The sequence below is a fragment of the Mesorhizobium sp. WSM4307 genome, from assembly GCF_007003945.1.
Classification (GTDB): Bacteria; Pseudomonadota; Alphaproteobacteria; order Rhizobiales; family Rhizobiaceae; genus Mesorhizobium.
In genome coordinates this window covers 230409-251409 of the sequence record NZ_VFTB01000004.1, presented here as the reverse complement: position 1 = coordinate 251409, position 21001 = coordinate 230409, and the positions used below count along the sequence as shown (strand labels likewise).

20 protein-coding genes are annotated in these 21001 nt (G+C 64.8%); 6 read left to right on the top strand and 14 right to left on the bottom strand.

Going from position 1 to position 21001, the window contains the following annotated elements:
* The first annotated feature begins 14 nt into the window (after positions 1-14).
* Positions 15-2675: a UvrD-helicase domain-containing protein gene (locus FJV83_RS11225; RefSeq protein WP_142885138.1), complete on the top strand. Its 2661-nt coding sequence runs from the start codon at positions 15-17 to the stop codon at positions 2673-2675.
* Positions 2676-2726: 51 nt separating this feature from the next.
* On the opposite strand, the gene FJV83_RS11220 is transcribed toward FJV83_RS11225, so the two are convergent.
* The 5 genes from FJV83_RS11220 to FJV83_RS11200 form a co-directional block, all read right to left on the bottom strand.
* A complete protein-coding gene (locus FJV83_RS11220; protein WP_095787769.1) occupies positions 2727-3773 on the bottom strand; it encodes an ABC transporter permease in 1047 nt (348 codons plus the stop codon).
* Entirely contained in the window at positions 3770-4567 is a 798-nt protein-coding gene (locus FJV83_RS11215) for an ATP-binding cassette domain-containing protein (protein WP_095774037.1), read from the bottom strand. Before FJV83_RS11215 ends, FJV83_RS11220 begins: the two co-directional genes overlap by 4 nt.
* A gap of 85 nt (positions 4568-4652) precedes the next feature.
* A complete protein-coding gene (locus FJV83_RS11210) occupies positions 4653-5660 on the bottom strand; it encodes a substrate-binding domain-containing protein (protein WP_095773975.1) in 1008 nt (335 codons plus the stop codon).
* 93 nt (positions 5661-5753) lie between these two features.
* Complete coding sequence (locus FJV83_RS11205) at positions 5754-6662, bottom strand: sugar phosphate isomerase/epimerase (protein WP_142885136.1); 909 nt, start codon at positions 6660-6662, stop codon at positions 5754-5756.
* Positions 6659-7690: a Gfo/Idh/MocA family oxidoreductase gene (locus FJV83_RS11200; RefSeq protein ID WP_142885134.1), complete on the bottom strand. Its 1032-nt coding sequence runs from the start codon at positions 7688-7690 to the stop codon at positions 6659-6661. Before FJV83_RS11200 ends, FJV83_RS11205 begins: the two co-directional genes overlap by 4 nt.
* A gap of 194 nt (positions 7691-7884) precedes the next feature.
* Here FJV83_RS11200 and FJV83_RS11195 point away from each other — a divergent pair, with 194 nt between their 5' ends.
* Positions 7885-8910: a LacI family DNA-binding transcriptional regulator gene (locus FJV83_RS11195; RefSeq protein ID WP_095773972.1), complete on the top strand. Its 1026-nt coding sequence runs from the start codon at positions 7885-7887 to the stop codon at positions 8908-8910.
* A gap of 18 nt (positions 8911-8928) precedes the next feature.
* On the opposite strand, the gene FJV83_RS11190 is transcribed toward FJV83_RS11195, so the two are convergent.
* The 3 genes from FJV83_RS11190 to FJV83_RS11180 form a co-directional block, all read right to left on the bottom strand.
* A complete protein-coding gene (locus FJV83_RS11190) occupies positions 8929-9243 on the bottom strand; it encodes a hypothetical protein (protein ID WP_095773971.1) in 315 nt (104 codons plus the stop codon).
* A 205-nt stretch (positions 9244-9448) separates the two neighbouring features.
* Positions 9449-10996, bottom strand: a complete 1548-nt coding sequence (locus tag FJV83_RS11185) for a trimethylamine methyltransferase family protein (protein ID WP_142875860.1) — start codon at positions 10994-10996, stop codon at positions 9449-9451.
* An 11-nt stretch (positions 10997-11007) separates the two neighbouring features.
* Entirely contained in the window at positions 11008-11298 is a 291-nt protein-coding gene (locus FJV83_RS11180) for a glycine cleavage T C-terminal barrel domain-containing protein (RefSeq protein WP_246691848.1), read from the bottom strand.
* A gap of 269 nt (positions 11299-11567) precedes the next feature.
* On the opposite strand from FJV83_RS11180, the gene FJV83_RS11175 reads away from it, so the two are divergent.
* Positions 11568-13037, top strand: a complete 1470-nt coding sequence (locus FJV83_RS11175) for an esterase-like activity of phytase family protein (RefSeq protein WP_142885133.1) — start codon at positions 11568-11570, stop codon at positions 13035-13037.
* Between the two features lie 74 nt (positions 13038-13111).
* Here FJV83_RS11175 and FJV83_RS11170 read toward each other — a convergent pair whose 3' ends face one another.
* Positions 13112-13900, bottom strand: a complete 789-nt coding sequence (locus FJV83_RS11170; RefSeq protein ID WP_142885131.1) for a L,D-transpeptidase — start codon at positions 13898-13900, stop codon at positions 13112-13114.
* A gap of 241 nt (positions 13901-14141) precedes the next feature.
* Between FJV83_RS11170 and FJV83_RS11165 the strand changes: the two genes are divergently transcribed.
* Complete coding sequence (locus FJV83_RS11165) at positions 14142-15614, top strand: MATE family efflux transporter (RefSeq protein ID WP_142885129.1); 1473 nt, start codon at positions 14142-14144, stop codon at positions 15612-15614.
* Positions 15615-15617: 3 nt separating this feature from the next.
* On the opposite strand, the gene FJV83_RS11160 is transcribed toward FJV83_RS11165, so the two are convergent.
* Positions 15618-16826, bottom strand: a complete 1209-nt coding sequence (locus FJV83_RS11160) for an MFS transporter (protein WP_142885127.1) — start codon at positions 16824-16826, stop codon at positions 15618-15620.
* Positions 16827-16972: 146 nt separating this feature from the next.
* Here FJV83_RS11160 and FJV83_RS11155 point away from each other — a divergent pair, with 146 nt between their 5' ends.
* Entirely contained in the window at positions 16973-17548 is a 576-nt protein-coding gene (locus FJV83_RS11155; RefSeq protein WP_095773966.1) for a TMEM175 family protein, read from the top strand.
* 15 nt (positions 17549-17563) lie between these two features.
* On the opposite strand, the gene FJV83_RS11150 is transcribed toward FJV83_RS11155, so the two are convergent.
* A complete protein-coding gene (locus FJV83_RS11150; RefSeq protein WP_095773965.1) occupies positions 17564-17845 on the bottom strand; it encodes a hypothetical protein in 282 nt (93 codons plus the stop codon).
* A gap of 134 nt (positions 17846-17979) precedes the next feature.
* Between FJV83_RS11150 and FJV83_RS11145 the strand changes: the two genes are divergently transcribed.
* Positions 17980-18846 (top strand): SDR family NAD(P)-dependent oxidoreductase, encoded by an 867-nt coding sequence (locus tag FJV83_RS11145; RefSeq protein ID WP_142885338.1) that lies wholly within the window; start codon positions 17980-17982, stop codon positions 18844-18846.
* A gap of 11 nt (positions 18847-18857) precedes the next feature.
* Here the strand turns inward: FJV83_RS11145 and FJV83_RS11140 are convergent, their stop codons facing one another.
* The 3 genes from FJV83_RS11140 to FJV83_RS11130 form a co-directional block, all read right to left on the bottom strand.
* Entirely contained in the window at positions 18858-19283 is a 426-nt protein-coding gene (locus FJV83_RS11140; RefSeq protein WP_095773964.1) for a low affinity iron permease family protein, read from the bottom strand.
* Between the two features lie 398 nt (positions 19284-19681).
* Positions 19682-20323, bottom strand: a complete 642-nt coding sequence (locus FJV83_RS11135) for a DapH/DapD/GlmU-related protein (protein ID WP_142885337.1) — start codon at positions 20321-20323, stop codon at positions 19682-19684.
* Between the two features lie 88 nt (positions 20324-20411).
* Complete coding sequence (locus tag FJV83_RS11130; RefSeq protein WP_142885126.1) at positions 20412-20930, bottom strand: CreA family protein; 519 nt, start codon at positions 20928-20930, stop codon at positions 20412-20414.
* Positions 20931-21001 lie beyond the last annotated feature (71 nt).

Here is a 21001-nt window from a genome sequence, read left to right as displayed (position 1 = left end):
CATTCGGGGGGAAGATGTCCGGCTTTTCCGAAGACATGCCCTTTTTCGATGAACCCAATGCGCGGCCGACGGCCCCGTCGGGCATTGCCGCGCGCGCCATGGCTGCCCGCGGCGGCCAGAGCAGTGCGCCCGATTATCTCAAGGGGCTGAATCCGGAACAAAGACTGGCGGTGGAAACCACCGAAGGCCCGGTTCTGGTGCTGGCCGGCGCCGGCACCGGCAAGACGCGTGTGCTCACCACCCGCATCGCCCACATCCTTGCCACCGGCAAGGCCTTCCCGTCGCAGATCCTCGCCGTGACCTTCACCAACAAGGCCGCGCGCGAGATGAAGCAGCGCATCGGCATCCTGATCGGCGAAGGCAATGTCGAGGGCATGCCCTGGCTCGGCACCTTCCATTCGATCGGTGTGAAGCTGTTGCGCCGTCATGCCGAACTCGCCGGCTTGCGTTCCGACTTCACCATCCTCGACACCGACGACGTCGTGCGGCTGATCAAGCAGCTGATCCAGGCCGAGGGCCTCGACGACAAGCGCTGGCCGGCCAAGCAGTTCGCCCAGATGATCGACGGCTGGAAGAACAAGGGGCAAGGTCCGGCCGATATCGCCGAGGGCGACGCGCGCAGCTTCGCCAACGGCAAGGGGCGCGAGCTCTACAAGGCCTATCAGGAGCGGCTGCAGACGCTGAACGCCTGCGACTTCGGCGACCTGCTCTGCCACCCCATCCGCATCTTCCGCGCCAATCCGGACGTGCTGAAGGACTATCACCGGCGCTTCAAATACATCCTCGTCGACGAGTACCAGGACACCAACACCGCCCAGTACATGTGGCTGCGCCTGCTGGCGCAGCGGCCGGACGCGGGGCGTTCGACGACGTCAACGGATCCGCGATCGGCCGAAGGCCGCAAGCCCGACCGGGCGTCGGCCGGCCAGGCCGCCCCCGCCGAGGCCAGCGAGCGGAGCTCGCGTGCGGCCGTGAGCGAAAACAAAGTCAACATCTGCTGCGTCGGCGACGACGACCAGTCCATCTATGGCTGGCGCGGCGCCGAGGTCGACAACATCCTGCGCTTCGACAAGGATTTCCCGGGCGCCACCATCATCAGGCTGGAGCGCAACTACCGCTCGACCGCGCACATCCTTGGCGCGGCTTCGCATCTCATCGCCCACAATGAAGGCCGCTTCGGCAAGACGCTGTTCACCGACCGCAACGACCCCGAGGATGGCAAGGTCAATGTCCACGCCGCCTGGGATTCCGAGGAGGAAGCCCGCGCCATCGGCGAGACCATCGAGGCCTATCAGCGCCAGAAGCACAATCTCAACGACATGGCGATCCTGGTGCGCGCGTCCTTCCAGATGCGCGCCTTCGAGGACCGCTTCATCACGCTCGGCCTCAACTACCGCGTCATCGGCGGCCCGCGCTTCTACGAGCGCATGGAAATCCGCGACGCGCTGGCCTTCTTCCGCGTCGTCGCCAACAGCGGCGACGACCTCGCCTTCGAGCGCATCGTCAATGTGCCCAAGCGCGGGCTGGGCGAAGCCACTATCCGCCAGATCCACGACACGGCGCGTGCGCTGCGCATTCCAATGCTGGAGGCCGCCGGCAATCTCGCCGAGAGCGACGAACTGAAGCCGAAACCGCGCGCCGCGTTGCGCGAAGTGGCCGCCAATTTCGAGCGCTGGCAGAAGGCGCTGGAAACCAAGCCGCACACCGAGCTCGCCGAGACCATTCTCGAAGAGAGCGGCTACACCGACATGTGGAAGAACGACCGTTCGGCCGAAGCGCCGGGCCGGCTGGAGAACCTCAAGGAACTGATCCGCTCGATGGAGGAGTACGAGTCGCTGCGCTCCTTCCTCGAACATGTGGCGCTGGTGATGGATGCCGAGCAGAATGCCGGGCAGGACGCCGTCTCCATCATGACGCTGCATTCTGCCAAGGGCCTCGAATTCGAGACGGTCTTCCTGCCCGGTTGGGAAGAAGGCTTGTTCCCGCACCAGCGCGCGCTCGATGAAGGCGGCCGCTCCGGGCTGGAGGAAGAGCGCCGGCTGGCCTATGTCGGTCTCACCCGGGCCAAGAAGAACCTGCATATCTGGTTCGTCTCCAACCGCCTGATCCACGGGCTCTGGCAATCGACCATCCCGTCGCGCTTCCTCGAGGAGCTGCCGGAATCCCATGTCGAGATCGCCGAAAGCGGCAATTCCTATGGCGGCTACGGCAATCCCTATGGCGGCGGCTCCTTCGCCTCCGGCCGTGGCGGTGGGCGGCAGAACCCCTACGGCGCCTCGCGTTTCGACAGTGTCGGCGCCAACACCGAAAAATCCGGCGCCTTCTCCAACACCTATTCGACGCCCGGCTGGCAGCGCGCGCAGGCCAACCGGACTGAAGCGACCGACCGCAACTGGGGCACGCGCTCCGGCCACCAGGTCGAGCGCATCGGCTATGGCGAGACCGACTCGGGCTACGGCGCCGGCCGCACCAGCGTAAAGGGCCGCACCATCGACGGCGAACTGGTCGCCAAATCCGTCGCCGACAAGCCGTCGCCCTTCAGCGTCGGTGACCGCGTCTTCCACCAGAAATTCGGCAACGGCAACATCTCGGCCATAGAAGGCAACAAGCTGACCATCGACTTCGACAAGGCCGGCCAGAAACGCGTGCTCGACGGGTTCGTCGCGGCGGTGTGAGCTGCCCTTCCGAGCAGCTCTCGCGCCGTTCCAACAACGGCAGTGCTTCCCTCACCGATACCGTGCCTGGTTCCACTTATGCCCGAGCAGCGACAGGATGATGATCAGCCCGTTGAAGAACTGCACGTAGAAGCCGCTCAGGCCTGCCGCCACCACGCCGGTCTGGATGAACGACACGGTGACCGCGCCGATGGCGCCGCCAACGACCGTGCCGATGCCGCCCCAGGTTGGCGTGCCGCCGACGAACACCGAGGCCAGCACCGGCAGGAGATAGCCGTCGCCGGCCGTCGGCCACCAGGTGAAGTTGATCATCACCGAAAACGTGCCGGCGATCGCAGCCCCTATGCCGACGAAGACGAACACCTTCACCCGCACGCGCTTGACGTCGATGCCCATCTGCTGGGCGCTGTCGGGATTGTCGCCGACCACCCTCACCTGTGCGCCGAAGCGATGCCTGTTATAGAGCATTGCCGACAGCACGACGAAGGCGATGGCCCAGAAGATCTGCACCGGAACGCCGTAGATCTGGCTGGAGAAGATCTTGTAGGCCCAGCTGTTGCTGAGGCTGGTCAACGACATCGACTTGCCTTCGTTGATGATCTGGATCAGGCCGCGCAGCAGGAAATTCATCCCGAGCGTGGCGATCAGCGAGGACAGCCCGCCATAGACGACCAGCGAGCCGACGAGGAAGCCGAGCAGCATGCCCGTCACGAGTGCGGCCGCAATGCCGAGGAACGGGTCGTAGCCGGCCTGCACCACCAGGGCGAAAACCCAGGCGGCAAACCCCATCGTCGCCGGAAACGACAGGTCGATCTCGCCGCAGGTGACGACGAAGACCAGCGGCACCACCACGAACAGCGCCACGGGCAGCGTCGTCAGCACCGAACTGTAGAGATACCAGGTGGTGAACACGGTCGGGTTGGCGACCATGAACACCGCCATCATGACGATGAACACGGCGAGCGTGCCGAGCGAGGCGCGGTTGTCGAGGACGAAGCCGCGCAGCCAGTGGTCGGATGGATGTTTCCACTCCTGGCGGGCGGACCCGGCGTGAGGGCGCAGAGGGCTTTCGAGATCGGGTTCCATGGTCTTGCTCATCGCGCTTGCTGCTCCGCTTCGCCGGCCTCGCGCAGCCCAGGCAATCCGCCGGGATGCGCGACGTCCTCCATGAAATTGATCAACTCCTCCGCCGACTTGACCGCGCTGCGGTCGGCGGTCAGCGCCACCTTGCCGCGATCGAGCACCACGAAGCGGTCGGCAATGTCGAAGACATGATGGATGTTGTGGCCGATGAACAGGATCGAGCGTCCGCTCGCCCGCACCTGGCGCACGAAGTGGAACACCTTGGCGGTCTCGGTCAGCGACAGCGCCGTGGTCGGCTCGTCGAGGATGATCAGCTCGGCCTGCTTGTAGATGGCGCGCGCGATCGCCACGCCCTGGCGTTCGCCGCCCGACAGCTGGCCGACGATCGAGTGCGGCGTGAACACTTTCGAGGTGAAGCCGATCTCGCGCATCAGCCGGCTCGCCTCCTCGATCTCCTTGTTGACCTTCAGCCAGCCCATGAAGCCGGTCAGTTCGCGGCCCATGAAGATGTTGCGCACGATGGTCTGCTGCACGGCCAGCGCCCGGTCCTGGAACACCGTCTCGATGCCGGCGTCGCGCGAGCGCGCCGCGCTCCAGCCGCTCACCGGCTTGTCACGCACGAGGATGTCGCCGGTGGTCGGCCTGACCACGCCGGACAGGATCTTGATCAGCGTCGACTTGCCGGCGCCATTGTCGCCGATGAGGCCGACCACCTCGCCGCGGTCGACGCTGAGATTGACGCCGCCCAACGCATAGACCTGACCGTAGGATTTCGTGATATCGCGCAGTTCGATGATGCGTTCGGCCATCGGATCCTCGCTTTCATTGTCGCATGCCGGCCCTTTGCCGGCGGTCCTGCCGGCCGGGTCCAACCCGGCCGGCAGCCTTGGGAGGTCAGCGCAGCGCCTGCTTGGCGAGCTCTGAGACGATCTCGTAGTTCTGCGGCGTGACGAAGCCGGCACCGGTGTCGACATTCATCGGCGCCAGCCCCAGCACCACTTGCTGGCAGAGGCTGAGGATCGGCAGATAGCCCTGCATGAACGGCTGCTGGTCGGCCGTCAGCTGCACCCAGCCGCCCTTGAAGCCCTCGACGATCTGCGGGCTGGTGTCGAAGCCGAAATTGAAGATATCGCCGGGCTTCCGGCCCGCGGCCTGCATATAGGTCGGCACATTGCCCAGCATCTGCCCGCCGGGGTAACCGACCGCCTTGACGTTGGGATTGTTGAGCAAGGCCGCGGTGATCACCGGTATGGCGAGGTTCGGATCGGCGGCCCACTCGGTTACGGAATTGATTTGCACGACATCGACGCCGGCCTCCTTCAATGCGGCGACCGTACCACGCTCGCGTGCGCCCCGGCTCTCATTGTCGAAGGGGCCGATCATGATCGCCTTGTCACCGGACTTCAGCCCGGCCAGCTTGAACGCCTCGGCGCCGAGCGCGCGGCCCTGCTGCTCCTGCTGCGCGCCGACATAGCCGCCGCCGAACGCCGCCGTCACCTTCGGCACCGGCACGTTCTGGTACATCATCTTGATGCCGTCCTTATGCGCCTGCTCGGCCAGCGGCATGATCGCGTCTTCGCCTGGATGGCCCATCATGGCGATGCCGTTGGGCTTGACCGCGACCGCCTCGCGCAATTGCTGCACCATCTTTTCGACGTCCCAGCCGGAGAAGATGTAGTCGACCTTGGGGCCGAGATCGGCCGCCGCCTGCTTGGCGCCATTATAGACGATGGTGCCGAAAGCGTCGCCCTCGGCGCCGCCGACGAAGAAGCGGATATGGACATCCTTGCACCACTGGGCGTCGAGCGCCCGTGCCGGCAAGGTCGAGATTGCGGCGCAAAGCGCCGTGGCGGCGGCCACGACGGTCGTGCGCAGAAGTGTCGTTCTGATCGCGATGCTCATGCACTTGTCCTCCCATTGTTTCCCTCGTCAGCCGAGGGGCTGTTGACGATTGTTTCGCCACTTACGAACCGGCTCCTCCCGCCGGCCGGGTCCTCACGTCGGATTTTGCAGGTAGCTGGCGCCTCCCCGGCATTGCTTGAGATAATCCAGCGCGCGGACCTGGCCTGACATCTCGAGATCGCCGCGATAGACCGGATCGTGCCAGCCCTCTATGTCGATGGCGCCCTTGTAGCCAGCCAGCCGCAATTCGCTGATCACCCGCGTCCAGTCGCTGTCGCCGAAGCCGGGCGTGCGCATCTGTACGAAGGGCAGCCGGCCGAACACCCCGTGCTCGCGGATGACGTCCCAGCGCACGGTGGCGTCCTTGCCATGGACATGGAAGATGCGTGGCGCCCATTTGCGGATCTGCGGGATCGGATCGATCAGATAGACGAGCTGGTGGCAGGGTTCCCATTCGAGCCCGAGAGCGTCGTCCGGCACTTCGTTGAACATCAGCTCCCAGGCGTCCGGATTGTGGGCGATGTTCCAGTCGCCGGCCGCCCAATTGCCGTCCATGGCACAGTTCTCGAAGGCGATGCGCACGCCCTTGTCGGCGGCGCGCTTGGCCAGCGGCCCCCACACTTCGCGAAAGCGCGGCAGGCTGTCTGTCAGCTTCTTGCCGCGGATGCGCCCGGTGAAGCCGCTGACCATCGAAGCGCCGAACAGATGCGCGTTGTCGATGGCCGTTTCCCAGGCCGCGAGCACGCCACGATCGACCTCGCCGCTCTCCAGCGGATTGCCGAACACGCCGAGGGAAGACACGACGACATCGGCATCGCCGATCGCCTCGCGGATTTCGCCGGCAAGGCGCGGAAGATCCTTGCCGCCCAGCGTCTGCCAGAAGAAGGGCTGGATGCTCTCGAAGCCGAGCGGCAGGATCTGCTTGATATACGCCGCCGGGTCGTCGAGGTTGGCCCGCACCATGGTGCCGATCCTGATGTCGAGAAGCGGGTTTGGCATCATCGTGTTTCCTGTGAAATCGCCACGCGGCGTCCGGTTTCGGCGCTCTCGATGGCGCTGAAAACCATGGCCAGGCTTTTGATGTTGTCGGTGCCGCGCGTCTCCGGCTCGGTGCCGGTCTCGATGGCGTGCATGAAATCCCTGATGATGCCGAGATGACCGCCGACGCGGTCGGCTGGATCGAGCGGCGGGACCTCGATCGGCTTGGTCTTGGCGAACAGCCCATCGCGGCCCGTCGCGACCACCTCCGCCGTCAAGAGGTCATGGCCATCCCAGATGAGGCTGCCGCGCTCGGCGACGATGCGCCAGCTGCCTTCCCAGCTGGTGCGAAAACCGTCGGCGCACCAGGAGCCGGCATAGGTGAAGACCTTGCCGCCGCCGAGATCGAAGACCGCACTTGCCGACGAGCCCTGCCGGTACCAGGAATTGGCCGGTTCCCATTCCTGGCAGTAGACGCCGGCCGGCTCGCCGCCGGCCATGTAGCGGGCGGCGTCGAAGGTGTGGATGGCCATGTCGAGCAGCAAGACATGCGCCATCTCCTCGCGAAAGCCGCCGAAATGCGGCGCGACGAAGAAATCGGCATGGATGCTGGTCGCCGCACCAATGGCGCCGGAGTCCAGGAAGCGGCGGATGCGCCTGACATTGGCGACGTAGCGGCGGTTCTGCACGACGGCATGGATGCGCCCGGCCCGGCGGGCCGCCTCGACGATGGCGCGCGCGTTTTCAGGACTGTCGGCCAGCGGCTTTTCGGTCAAGAGATGGCAATTGTGGGCGAAGGCCGAAAGCGCGACCTCGCGCCGGGCAGCGGGAACGACGACATCGAACACCGCGTCGGGCCTGGTCTGGGAGAGCACCGCGTCAAGGCTGGTGCCGATGACAATGCCGGTGAGGTCGTATTCGTGCGCCCTCGCCTTCGCCCGCTCGGCGTCGAGGTCGACAAGGCCGACAACTGCAAGCCCATCGATCTGCCTCGCGGCATCGAGCCATTGCCTGCTCATCGCGCCGCAGCCGACGAGGACGACATTCATCATCCGGCGTTCCTCCTCCGCTCGGTCCCTCCAGACCGATCGTCACGGCATCCACGGCATCACCGTAAACGTTTTTCCGTAAACGTTTACGAGAACACACCCGATAGCGTAGAATGTCAATTGGCCGCTCACGAAAATCGTCTTTCGCCTTGGCCTCGGCACCGGCCAATGCTAGCGAAGCTCGGGGGAGAAAGTCTTTGGCGTCCAGCATCCACGACCTAGCGCGTCACCTGAACATTTCGATCGGCACCGTATCGCGGGCGCTGAACGGCCGCGCCGACGTCAATGCCGACACGCGCCAGCGCGTGCTCGACGCCGCCAAGAAGCTGAACTATTCACCCAACCAGTCCGGCCGCAGTCTCAGGCAAGGCGCGACCCACTCGATCGCCTTCATGCTGCAGCCGCATCCCGGCGACCAGCAATATGGCGAACCGTTCTTCATTCCCTTCCTGATCGGGCTGCAAGGCCGCCTTGCCGAAAGCGGACTCGACCTGACCGTGGTGATGGGCGCGCCGGGCGACTATCAGCAGGAGCGCCTGCGCCGCGTCGTCGAAACCCGCCGCGCCGATGCCGTGCTGCTGGCCTGGACGCGGCGCGAGGACGAACGCATCGATTATCTCACACAGGTCGGCTTCCCCTTCGCCACGCTCGGCCGCAGCCGCAGCGGCGGCAAGGCCTATCCCTCGCTCGACCTGGATTTCGAGAAGGCAGGCAGCGATGCGGTCGACCGCTTGGTGGCGCGCGGCCACCGCCATATCGCCGCCATCCGCCCTTCCCTCAATCTCAATTTCGGCCATCTGTTTCTGAACGGCTACCGCAAAGCCCTGAAACGGCACGGCATCGAGGCCGACCCCGCGCTGATCGCCGACGGCTTCATCAACGAGGCCGGCGGCTACCAGGTGACGCCGCGCGTGATGCTGGCAAAGGACCGGCCGACGGCCATCATCTTCAACAACGACGCCATGGCCCTCGGCGGCTGCAAGGCGCTGGCCGAGATGGGCATCCGGCCGGGCCACGACATCGCGGTGACCGTGATCGTGGACACGCCGCTCTGCCGGTATTTTTCCCCGGCGCTGACCGCCTTCCGCCCGGCGCTGGAGCCGATGGGCCGGCGCCTGGCCGAAATGCTGCTGGCCTCGCTTCCCGCCTTCGCCGGCCCGGAAGGCCCGCGTATCATTCACGAAGTCTGGCCGCTGGAATTGGTCGCGCGCGACAGCGATTGATGGCGCTCGTAAAGCCTATCAATCCACCTTCTTCTCGCCCCGCTCGCCGGCCTTGACGATGTCGCCAGTGGTGAACAGGATTTCCTTCAACTCCGCCCGCCAGTCCTTCTTCTGGCGCAGCAGGAATTCCAGGTCCATGCCGAAATGCTTGAACTCCTCGCCTTGCGCGTTCTGCATGATGGCCCGCGCTTGCGCATCCTTCTCCACCGAGATGCGCTGTTCGTACCAGCCGATCGCTTCCGCCTCCTCGATCAGCGAGGTGATCATGCGGGCAAAGGTCCGCACCTTCTGCGACAGTTCTTCAGGCGGTTCGTGATACTGGTCGAAACCCATGTCGTCCTCCGTGGTTCATTCCCATGAATGCCCGGGAATGCCGCCGGTTCCGCATCACCGCTGCAATTCCGCCAGCGCCCGCTCCAGCGGCGCCGGCGAAATCTGGATGGGTCCGGAGAACGGCACCGCTTGCCAATGACCCCGGCACCGATCACGCGGCGAAAGTCGCGGCAAAGGCCAGGTGTCTCGCGCGAAAGCTCGCCGCTCACGAAACCGGCGCCGCGCCGCCCTCTTCGGTGCGGCGCGCGATGAACTCGTCGAGCACTCCGGCGGTCGCCGCAGCTGAAGCGGGCGGCTCGAAATCGGCAAGAATGCGTTTCCAGATACCGGTGGCGCGCTCGCTGGCGGTCTTTGATCCGCTTTGCGTCCAGTTGCCGAAATTCGACCAGTCGGCCACCAGTGGCTCATAGAATGCGGTGCGGTAGCGCGCCATCGTGTGGCCGGCCGAGAAGAAATGCCCGCCCGGCTGCACTTCGGCGATGGCCTCGAAACCGATCGCATCGTCGTCGCCAGGCGTTGCCGCGCAAAGCTCGGCAATCGACTGCACAGCCTCGATGTCGGTGATCAGCTTCTCGAAGGAGACGCTCAGGCCGCCCTCCAGCCAGCCCGCGGCGTGGACGCAGACGGTGGCGCCGGCAAGCACCGAGCCCCAAAGGGCGAACTGCGACTCATGGGCGGCCTGCGCATCGGAAATGTTGGCGGCACTGCCGGCGCCCGAACGCCAGGGAAGACCGATGAAGCGTGCCAATTGGCCGGCCCCCAGTGTCGCCTTGACGTGCTCGGGCGTGCCGAACGCCGGAGCGCCCGACTTCATGTCGACATTGGAGGAGAAGGAACCGTAGAGCACGGGTGCGCCGGGACGCACGATCTGCGCCAGTGCCAGACCGGCCAGCGCCTCGGCATGCTGCAGCGTCAGCGCGCCGGCGACCGTGATCGGCGCCATCGCGCCTGCCAGGCAGAACGGCGTGATGACCAGGACCTGCCCGGCGCGGGCGAAGTCGATGATGCCTTGCGCCATCGGAATGTCGAGCTGGCGCGGTGAATTGGTGTTGATGATGGTGTAGCAATGGGCGCCAGCGCGGAATTCATCCTCCGACAGCCCGCGCGTCAGCCGGATCATCTCGAAGCCATCCTCGACCTGCGGCGTGCCGCGCGCGAAGACAAAGGGGAACTTGTCGGACAGCGTCAACTGCGCGCGGTTGATGGCATAGTGGCGAAAACGGTTGTCGACATCCTGCGGCTCGATGCAGGGGCAAAGCATGTGCAGTACGTCGAAATGCTGGATGAGCTTGGTCAATTCCTCGAAGGCGCCGAGCGTTCCCGGCCGGCGGCCGCGTTCGAGATCGGTGACGTTCGGCGCGCCAGCGCCGGCGAGGAACGTCATCGAGCCGAGTTCGAGCAAAAGATCGCGGCTGCGGTCGCCCGCCAGCGCTGGAATTGATTTTGGCGCCGAGGCCAATGCCGCGGCCACGATGTCGCGGCCGATGCGCACCATGTCGGTGTCCGGCTCCACAAGCGCACCGGCGCGGGCGAAAATCTCCCGCGCCTGTGGCAAGAGCACCTTGATGCCGAGTTCCTCCAGCACACGCAGCGCCGTGTCGTGGATGGAAGCCACCTGGTCATCCGAAAAGATCGGCTGCGGCAAGAACGGGTTCTTCAGCGACCGGTAGTTGGGCCGGCGGCTGCTTTCGCTGCCGGCTTCGCCCGTGCGTCCACGCCGGCGCTCGCGCCTGCTGTCTCGTGCCTCGATCATCGAAATCCTCCTCATTGCCGCATCGCCTTGCCCGAGGGATCGTAGAGCGCCGGCTCGACGACGCGAGCCGGCCGTTCGACGCCGACAATGTGCACCGAAAGCGCCGTCCCCTCCTCGGTAAAATCGGCGTCGACCAACGCCAGCGCGACGCTCCTGCCGATCGTGTAGCCAAAGCCGCCCGAAGTGACGAAGCCGACGCGCCGGCCATCACGCCAGACCGGCTCGAAGCCGCCGGCGTCGGCCCGATGACAACTGCGCGGTTGTGCGACTTGAAGGCCTCCCTCCCGGTCTGTCAGAAGCACACCATATGCGCACTAGACATAAGTGTCCAGTACGGCACTTGCACACCCCAACGGATGCGTGGAGATCATCCATTCTTCCGCCAGAGCGCGTGTTTTTCTCGGCCTGTGAACACGCCGGCGTTCAGGCATGCCGCACTGTCACGCAAGCATCATGTTCGCGCCGTAGACCGCTTTCCCGGGGGGGGCGCGCGGCATCATCGATGTACCGCCTCTTTCAGCTTTTTTGCTCTTCGGCCGCTCCGGCACATCTGTCACAAAGAGGATCATCCATGAAACATCTGCACCGACCCGCCTGGATCGGCGTCGCTCTGGCCTTGTTCACCGCGCTCACGCCGGCGCTTGCCGACAGCACCGCGACAGTCGGCGGCCCGGTCAACAAGGGCCTAGTCGGCGTCGGCCGCATCCCGGCCGCACAGCGCGACAAATTCGGCGAGACGTTCGGCTCGGGTTCCGGCATGGCGATCGACACATCGAGCTGGACGCGTGATGCGGGCACCTACAAGGGTTCGCTCTGGCTGCTGCCGGATCGCGGCTACAATGTCGCCGGCACCACCGACTACCGGCCGCGCCTCAACACGATCGGCATCGAGTTCACGCCGGCAGCAGCAGGCGCCGCTGGCCAGGAACAGACCGAAGTCAAGGCGACGCTCACCGACACCATGCTTCTCACCGACGACAAGGGCGCCGATGCCACCGGGCTCGATCCGCTGTCGGATGTGCGTGCCGCCGCAGGCGACATGCCGATGCTGCCCGCCGCCACCAATGGCAAGCTCGCCCTCGACAACGAGGCGATCGTGCGCCTGCCGGACGGCTCGATGTTCATCTCCGACGAATATGGCCCCAACATCTACCGCTTCTCGGCGCAGGGCCGCCTGCTGTCGGCGACCCAGCCGCCGGCGGCCCTGGTGCCGATGCGCAAGGGCGCGCCGAACTTCTCCTCGGACAATCCGGGTCCAGGTGCCGCCGAGCCCGATCCGAAGGATCCCGAGACCGGCCGCCAGAACAACCAGGGTCTCGAAGGCACGGCGATGACGCCGGACGGCAAGTTCCTGATCGCCGTGCTGCAGTCGGCGACCCGGGAGGATGGCGGCGATTCAGGTTCGACCCGGCAAAACACCAGGGCGCTGGTCTATGACGCTTCCGACCTCGCCCATCTCAAGCTGGCGCATGAATATGTCGTTCCGCTGCCGGTGTTCAAGGACGCCAAGGGCAAGACCAAGGTCGCCGCGCAAAGCGAGATCGTGGCGCTGTCGGACACGTCCTTCCTGATGCTGACGCGCGACAGCGGCAACGGCCAGGGCGTCAAGGGCGACAGCTCGCTTCTGCGCCAGGTCTTTGTCGTCGACGTTTCGGCCGCAACCGACATCGCGGGCAGCCCTTTCGACGCCGCCGACAAGCCGGTCGCGCCCAAGGGCGTGCTCGATCCGTCGGTGATGCCGGCCAGGCTGACGCCGTTCATCGACATCAACGACAATGCGCAGCTCAACCGCTTCGGCCTGCACAATGGCGCGCCGAACGACCACAACAACCTGTCCGAGAAGTGGGAAGCAATGTCGCTGGCCAGCGTGCTCGATCCACAGCAGCCCGACGACTATTTCCTGTTCGTCGCCAATGACAACGACTTCCTCGCCCAGGACGGTTTCCAGGTCGGCGCCCCCTACAAGGTCGATGACGGCGCCAATGTCGACACCATGTTCCTGGTCTATCAGGTCACGCTTCCCGGCCTCGCCAGGAAATAATCAGTACGATCCAGGCGGACGCGCATGGCGCGTCCGCCTGAGTATTCCGGTCGAACCGTCGATCGTGAAGGTACTTACTTCAAGAACTCCGCGTCCTTCGGCACGCCGGCATCGATCGGCTCAGCCGTCCTGCTCGACACCGCCATGATCTTGCCGGCAGCCGACAGGTTGGGACGCACGAAGACCTGCGCGGGACCGTTGACGCGGCTGTAGAGGTCGATGATGTCCTGGTTCATGAAGCGCACACAGCCCGACGAGGCATTCTTGCCGATGGAATCCCATTCTGGCGTGCCATGCAGCCGGTACATCGTGTCCTTGCCGTCGCGGAACAGATAGAGCGCGCGGGCGCCGAGCGGGCTCTGCGGGCCTGGCGGCATGCCGTCCTTGAATTTCGCCAGTTCCGGCCGGCGCTGGATCATTTCCGGCGGCGGCGTCCACACCGGCCACTTCTTCCGCGCCTGGACCACGGCGCTGCCGGTCCAGCCGAAGCCGGCCTTGCCAAGGCTGACGCCATAGCGGATGGCCTTGCCGCCGTCGCGCACCAGATAGAGGAAGTGCTCCGCGACATCGACGACGATGGTGCCGGGCTTTTCTCCGGTCGGGTCGGCCACTATCTGGCGGACGAACTTCGGATCGAGCTTGGCCACCGGGATCGCCGGCAGTTGATAGCCCTCGTCGGTGCGCGCCGCGTACATGGTTGCGGCGTCGCCGAGTGCCGGCTCACTTGGCGCTGGCGCCACTGGCGGCGGCGCTATATCAGTCGTGGTGCACGCCGAAACAACCACCGAGGCCGCGCTCAAAGCGGATGCCCCGAGAAAAGAGCGCCGGTTCAGGCGCTCGGAAAAAAGCGGAATATCGGACATGATCCCCCGGCTTGTCCATAAGATCTAGTAAGGAATGCGGGCCCCACCCCCCGGATCAATATCCCATTCCGTGAGCTTTGAGAACATGATTGGATCAAGGTCCATCACAATCCTGGCGGGCACGTTCCGCGCCCGTCCGCGATAGCCGCCCCGTGGACTACTGCTCCACGGCGCAGGGTGCATCTCGATCGGGCCTCCGATATCGTCGCGGGCCAGATTCACATTTGCCGAGTCGCCAGCCATGGACGAAAAAATGCCCGCGCGCCGGCGCACCGGCGACCTCACCAGCGGCCCGATCCCGCGCACGCTGCTGCTGTTTGCCCTGCCGGTGCTGGGTTCCAACGTGCTGCAGTCGCTCAACGGGTCGATCAATGCCGTCTGGGTCGGCCGTTTTCTCGGTGAATCGGCGCTGACCGCCACCTCCAACGCCAACCTCGTCCTGTTCCTGATCCTGGGCACCGTATTCGGCATCGGCATGGCGGCGACCATCCTGGTGGCGCAGTCGGTCGGCGCCCGCGACCTGCCCGAGGCGCGCCGGATCGTCGGCACCAGCGCCACCTTCTTCTTCTTCGTTTCGGTGGTCTTCGCCGTCTGCGGCTGGATCTGGGTCGATGCCATCCTGGGCACGCTTGGCACGCCGGCCGACGCCTTGCCGCTGGCGCGTTCCTATCTGCGCATCATCTTCGTCGCCGTGCCGATGATGAACCTCCTGTCCTTCGTCATGACGGTACTGCGCGGTGCGGGCGATTCACGCACGCCCTTTATCTTCATGGCGCTGGCGGTCGTCCTCGACATCGTGCTCAACCCGCTGCTGATCCGCGGCATCGGCCCCTTCCCCGAGCTTGGCATCGCCGGCTCCGCCACCGCGACGCTGATCGGCCAGACGGTGAGCGTCATCGCCATCCTCGTCGTGCTCTACGCGCGCAAGCACCCGCTGCGGCTGGCCGGCGCCAATCTCGCTCTGCTGCGGCCCGACCCCGCCTTGCTGCGCATCGTCGTCTTCAAGGGCGTGCCGATGGGCCTGCAGATGATCGTCATTTCAGCGGCGGCCCTGACGGTGATGGGCATCGTCAATTCCTACGGTTCGCAGGTCGCCGCCGCCTATGGCATCGCCGCGCAGCTATGGACCTACATCCAGATGCCGGCGCTGGCCATCGGTGCCGCGGTCTCCTCGATGGCTGCACAGAATGTCGGCGCGGGCCGTTGGGACCGGATCGGCCGCGTCGCCGCCTCCGGCGTCGGCTTCAACCTCGTCCTGACCGGCGCCCTGGTCGCGATGCTGTGGCTCTTCGACCGCCCGATCCTCGGCCTGTTCCTGAGCAGCGACAGCGCGGCGATCGACATCGCCGCCCACATCAACACGGCCGCGTCCTGGTCGTTCATCCTGTTCGGCATCACCATCGTGCTGTTCGCTACCGTGCGCGCCACCGGCGCGGTGATGCCGCCGCTAATCATCCTGGTGATTTCGGTGCTCATCGTGCGCACCGGCTTCGCCTATTTCATGCGCGGCGTGATCGGCGAGGAAGCGTTGTGGTGGAGTTTCCCGGCCGGTTCGATCACCTCGCTCGTGCTGGCCGCGGCCTATTACCGCTTCGGCGGCTGGCGCACATTGCACATGATCGAGAACAGGCCGGCCGCCGGCGAGCCGCCGGACACCGGGCTCGGCGTGCCGCGCGGCCGCGCCAACATGGCGCCCGAGACGCCGAACGGTTGAAGCTCAGCGGGTGAATTTCGCGCCGAACCCCACCGCCACCAGCGAGAAGACGGTGATCATGCCGGCGAAAGCCAGGCTCGCCACCGTGGCGCTCGCCCAGCTCGACAGGATGCCGATGCCGATGACCGGCAGTGCATTGCCGCAGAAGCAGCAGATGAAGAAGGCCGACGCCACCTCGGCCCGGCGATCCGCCGGCGCAAGCTGGTTCACTACCTGCAGGCCGCCGCGATAGCCGAGCGCCGCCGCCACCCCGCAGAAAGCGGTGGCGACAATCATGGTGGCCATGGACGCGAAGAATTGCGCGGCCACGATCAGCGCTGCCGTCGGGATCATCAGCACCAGGGCCGCCAGCATGGTGAAACGGCTGGACAGGCCCGCTGTCACCACGATGGTCGCGGCAGCCACCAGCGACAATTCGAAAAACAGCGCGCCGGCTCCGGCATGGTTGGTCGCGTGCAGCTGCTGCGCCAGGATGCTTGGCGCCAGCGCAGCGTAGAAGCCGACCAGCGCCATGGCGCCGAAGCCCGTCACCGCGGGTGCAACGAAGCGCGTTCGGATGCTGACGGGAACCGAGAGGCGCGGCCGCATCGAGACATCGGTCAGCCGCCCCGGCCGCGACACGGTTTCCCGCGTGCGCCAAATCAGCAGCGTGACGAGGGCAAGCAAAGCAAGATAGACAGCGAATGTCAGCCGAAGTGGCCAGGGCGCGTATTGCGCCAGCAGTCCCGCCACAAGCGCGCCAAGCCCGAGCCCGACGAAATTGATGCTGGTGGCGATGATGGCCGCGCGCGATTTGTCTTCGCCTTCGATCAGCTCGGCCAGCCAGGCGGTTCCGGTTCCCGCGCCCACTCCGATCCCAAGACCGCTGAGTATCCGCGCAAGGTCGAGCCAAGCCACGTTTTCCGCAAACAGGAAAATCAGCGCACTGACCACGGCAACGGCCATCGCCGCCAGCGCGGCTGGACGGCGGCCGACGACATCAGAGAGACGTCCGAAGAGGATAAGCGCGCCCAGATTGCCGATGACGTAGACGGCGTAGACCAGTGTCAGCGTGATCTGCGAGAAACCGAAGGCCTGCTTGTAGATGACATAGAGTGGCGTCAACGCCGTGCTGCCGGCGAAAAGGGCCGCAATCATGGCGGCGACGGCGGCCGTCGCCGCACGGCCACCGAGTTCGTTGTCGTGAGTCATGGTCTGAGCGTTGATAGTCATGCCGGCATCTTCTTTTTGGGAAACTCCTGCCCAACGTCTACCTGGCGACGGCGGTTCCCGTTTCCGTCCAAAGCTCCTGACAAGATTGTCAGTATGGGGCGGCGCCACATCCTCTCGTAACGTTCGCCTGTTCGAGAGGGAGAATCATGGGCAAAGGCAGGGTCGAGGCATTCACCGACGGCGTGGTGGCCATCATCATCACCATCATGGTGCTGGAGCTGAAGGTGCCGGAGGGCGAGAACTTCGCGGCCCTGGTGCCGCAATTGCCGGTCTTCCTGTGCTACGTACTGTCATTCATCAATGTCGGCATCTACTGGAACAATCTGCACAACATGTTCCACACCGTGCAGCGCGTCGACGGCGGGGTCTTGTGGGCAAACCTGCATCTGTTGTTCTGGCTGTCCCTGATGCCTGTAACGACCGCCTTCATGGGCGAGAACCATTTCGCCACGGTTCCCGTCGCGGTCTACGGCTTCGATCTCGCAATGTGCGCGACCGCCTATGCCATCCTGGTCCTGGCACTGCGCCGGCTGCATGGTCAGGGCACCGCCTTCGCCAAGGCAATCGGCACTGACCGCAAGGGAAGGATTTCGCTTGCCGTCTATATAGCGGCCGTTGCGCTTGCCTTCCTCAACCGGTGGATCGGTGTGGGCCTCTATGTTGCCGTCGCCCTGGTGTGGCTTATACCGGACACGCGTTTTTCCCGCGTTCTCGAAAAATAGCTCCAAAAAGCCGCTCTATTTGCGCATCGCTTTCAGCTTTTCGGCGACCGACGCCGCAAGATCGGCGTAGCGCTCCTCCAGCCGTTCGGCTGCCTTGATGATCGAGAAATCATGGCCGAATTTCTCCAGCGCCATGCGCAGCTTCTCGACGAACTCGGCCTGTTTTTCCAGCGCGGAGAACAGTGTCTTCACTTGGGCTTCGCTGATATCAGGGTTGGCCAGCATCTGCGGCACCTCGCGCCCCATCTGGTCACCGGTGGCGGTCTGCTCTTTCAGAATTGCGATCCAGTCCGTCAATCGAAAATCTCCATTTGTGGGCAGCATGCGCAGTCGCGGCCCGACTGGTCAACCCGAACACGTGCTGACGAAGGCTTGCGCAAGCCCGTCCCGGCGCTAAGTTCGGCGCCATCGAGAAAAGGATGCTGTTGCTCATGATCACCGACGCTGAAATCCAGATCGCCCTGCCCGCGCTTGGCCCCGGCAACGCCGCCGTCATCACTGGCGCGGCCAGCGGCATAGGCCTGGCAGCCGCCAAGCGGCTTGCGCTGATGGGCATGAAGATCGTACTCGCCGACATTGGCAGCGCGCGCCTTGACGATGCCTCCCGCGCCGTCTCGGCCATTGCCGGCGACGATGCCGTGCTTGCCGTCGCCGCTGATGTTTCGAAGGCCGATGAGGTCGATCGTCTCGCCGACCGCGCATTCGGCGCCTTCGGCGAGGTCTCGCTGCTGATGAACAATGCCGGCGTCGGCGACAATCCGGGAAAACCCTGGGAAAACCGCGATGGCTGGAAACGGCTGCTCGACATCAATTTCTGGGGCGTCGTGCATGGCGTCGAAGCCTTCGCGCCGCGCATGCTGGCGTCGGCCAAGCCGGGCCTGATCGTCAACACCGGTTCCAAGCAAGGCATCACCACGCCGCCCGGCAACCTCGCCTACAATGTCTCCAAGGCCGGCGTGAAGACATTCACCGAAGGCCTGGCGCACGCATTGCGCAACGAACCCGGCGCCCGCCTGTCGGCGCATCTGCTCATTCCCGGCTTCACCTATACCGGCCTTACCGAAGGGGCGACGGAAAAGCCCGCCGGTGCCTGGACCGGCGAACAGGTCATTGATTTCATGCTGGAATCCCTGATCAGGGGCGACTTCTACATCCTGTGCCCGGACAATGACGTGGCGCGGCCGCTGGATGAGAAACGCATGGCCTGGGCGATCGGCGACATCATCGAAAACCGCCCAGCCCTGTCGCGCTGGCACCCCGATCACAGGGATGCGTTCGCGGCCTTCATCAAAGGCTGATCAGCAAGCTCTCAAGCCGCGTGCTTTTTCGGGCCTCGCTTTTGCGCGACGGCCTTCTTGGCGGCCATGGCGGCGATCTTTTCGTCATGCCGCCGCGCCGCCCGCTCGCACTTGTCGCGGATTTCCTCGACCTCGGATTCCGTCAGGTGCTCGATGCCGATGAAATGGTTGTGGCCCCTGCCGACCCGGATCAGTTCATCGAGCTTGGCCTGGATCGCGGCACTGTCGCGATTCTGGGTGTTCTGGATCAGGAACACCATTAGGAAGGTGATGATTGTCGTGCCGGTGTTGATCACCAATTGCCAGGTGTCCGAGAAGCCAAAGAATGGCCCGCTCACCGCCCAGACAACGATAATCATACAGCAGACGGCGAATGTCAGCGGCAGCCCCGTCATGTGGGCTACCCAATTGGCAATCTTGGTAAAGACCTTTTCCATCTGTCGAGATCTCTCAATGGCTGCGGCGATGAGAAACAACCGGAGACCCGCTCGGGTTCCAGTCGGCAACAAATACATCAGGTGCAATTGGACACACGCAAGGCGCGCATGCGGCGGAAAACACACCTTATCGGTCTAATGTCATAGTAACCGTGCAGGCAAAAGTGCCTGTTCCTTCCGCTCCACAGCGGTTTACCTCCGGCCCCTTCCGCCGCGCCACCCCCGCATGGCGGAAGGGGTTTCAGTCCGGAGCGCGGAGGGATGGTTCCCGAAAGCGCCGACCGGCATACGGACAGACGGTCGCTTCACTTTCCCGCAGCCCGCTTGCCAGCGCCGCTCTCGGTCTGCTGATGGCCTGCGGCGGTGACGGCCAGGGCCAAACCGTTGTCAGCGGAAGCCTAGGCGGCGGCGTTTTCCCAACGATCAAGGAAGGCCTCGATCGGCATGGACTGGATATCGGGAACCGCCCTGGCGAGTTTCTCGACCGGCCAGTCCCACCAGGCAAGCGCTTCGATCCGCGCCGCTATGTCGGGAGCAAAGCGCGCCCGGAGCGGCTTTGCCGGCACGCCGGCGGCGATCGTGTAGGACGGCACGTCCTGCGTCACCACCGCATTGGCGCCGATGACCGCGCCATTGCCGATCGTGACGCCGGGCATGATCACCGCGCCGTGGCCGACCCAGACGTCGTGGCCGATGGTCACGGCCTTCGCCTGCCGCCGCTCGCGGAACGCCGCATCGACACCCAGCCAGCGGAAATATTCGTTCGGCCGATAACTGACCTTGTGCTGGGTCAACCGCTCGATCGGATGTTCGAGCGCGTTGATGCGGCTGTTGGCGGCAATCGAGCAGAATTTGCCGATGCTCGTATAGATCGCCTCGGCATGGCGCTCGAAATAGGAGAAATCCCCGACGCTCACCTCGCGCAGCACCACCCTCTCGCCGATCGAAGCGTAACGGCCGAGCTTGCACGCCTTCAACTCCGCGGTCGGATGGATGCGCGGCTCGGGATCTTTCAGGACGAGGTTTTCGGTGCGGTCCATGCGCGCGGCTTTACGCCCGAGCAATTGCTCCTGCAAGGCAGGAGCAATGGTCCGTGGCGCCAATCAGCACAAAAAGACGCCCATCCACCTATTTCGGCTTGCCCTTGCTCCACACCACGTTCTGGCCATAGAGCGGCACCGTGGTCACCGACATTTTGGCCGAGCCGTTCTGCACCTGGCGCGAATGCGAGAGATAGATCAGCGTCTCGTTGGTCTTGTCGTAGATGCGGTTCACCACCTGCTTCTTCCAGATCAAGCTGAGGCCCTGCTTGAACACCTCCTCGCCGCCCTCGCTCATGTCGATGTCGCCGATGGTGATCGGGCCGGTCTGACGGCAGGAGATCGACGAATCGGAGGGATCCTCGAACCAGTTGCCCTTGTGCAGGCGGTCGATGATGCTGCGGTCGAAATAGGAGACATGGCAGGTCACGCCATCCACCTTGGGATCCTTGATCGCTTCGACGATGATGTCATTGCCGACCCAGTCGACGCCGACCTTGCCGACTTCCTCGGCGACGGCGCCGCCGGCGCCAAGCGCGACGCACGCGGCCAAGGCGCCGCCGATCAGTTTTCGCCCAATCCGTTCGCGCCCAACCAGTTCGAGCAAAGGAGCCTCCTGCGGTTCGAGTTGCCGGTATCAGGTGGGACGCGGCGTGCGGCTTTGCAAGCGGATGCGTC

Bases quoted from the DNA above. Each gene is read 5' to 3' on its own strand.
- FJV83_RS11175 (WP_142885133.1), top strand. From the start codon at position 11,568: ATGAAACATCTGCACCGACCCGCCTGGATCGGCGTCGCTCTGGCCTTG.
- FJV83_RS11210 (WP_095773975.1), bottom strand. From the start codon at position 5,660: ATGAGCATCGCGATCAGAACGACACTTCTGCGCACGACCGTCGTGGCC.
- FJV83_RS11165 (WP_142885129.1), top strand. From the start codon at position 14,142: ATGGACGAAAAAATGCCCGCGCGCCGGCGCACCGGCGACCTCACCAGC.
- FJV83_RS11160 (WP_142885127.1), bottom strand. From the start codon at position 16,826: ATGACTATCAACGCTCAGACCATGACTCACGACAACGAACTCGGTGGC.
- FJV83_RS11140 (WP_095773964.1), bottom strand. From the start codon at position 19,283: ATGGAAAAGGTCTTTACCAAGATTGCCAATTGGGTAGCCCACATGACG.
- FJV83_RS11225 (WP_142885138.1), top strand. From the start codon at position 15: ATGTCCGGCTTTTCCGAAGACATGCCCTTTTTCGATGAACCCAATGCG.
- FJV83_RS11170 (WP_142885131.1), bottom strand. From the start codon at position 13,900: ATGTCCGATATTCCGCTTTTTTCCGAGCGCCTGAACCGGCGCTCTTTT.
- FJV83_RS11220 (WP_095787769.1), bottom strand. From the start codon at position 3,773: ATGAGCAAGACCATGGAACCCGATCTCGAAAGCCCTCTGCGCCCTCAC.
- FJV83_RS11205 (WP_142885136.1), bottom strand. From the start codon at position 6,662: ATGATGCCAAACCCGCTTCTCGACATCAGGATCGGCACCATGGTGCGG.
- FJV83_RS11155 (WP_095773966.1), top strand. From the start codon at position 16,973: ATGGGCAAAGGCAGGGTCGAGGCATTCACCGACGGCGTGGTGGCCATC.
- FJV83_RS11135 (WP_142885337.1), bottom strand. From the start codon at position 20,323: ATGGACCGCACCGAAAACCTCGTCCTGAAAGATCCCGAGCCGCGCATC.
- FJV83_RS11200 (WP_142885134.1), bottom strand. From the start codon at position 7,690: ATGATGAATGTCGTCCTCGTCGGCTGCGGCGCGATGAGCAGGCAATGG.
- FJV83_RS11185 (WP_142875860.1), bottom strand. From the start codon at position 10,996: ATGATCGAGGCACGAGACAGCAGGCGCGAGCGCCGGCGTGGACGCACG.
- FJV83_RS11190 (WP_095773971.1), bottom strand. From the start codon at position 9,243: ATGGGTTTCGACCAGTATCACGAACCGCCTGAAGAACTGTCGCAGAAG.
- FJV83_RS11145 (WP_142885338.1), top strand. From the start codon at position 17,980: ATGATCACCGACGCTGAAATCCAGATCGCCCTGCCCGCGCTTGGCCCC.
- FJV83_RS11215 (WP_095774037.1), bottom strand. From the start codon at position 4,567: ATGGCCGAACGCATCATCGAACTGCGCGATATCACGAAATCCTACGGT.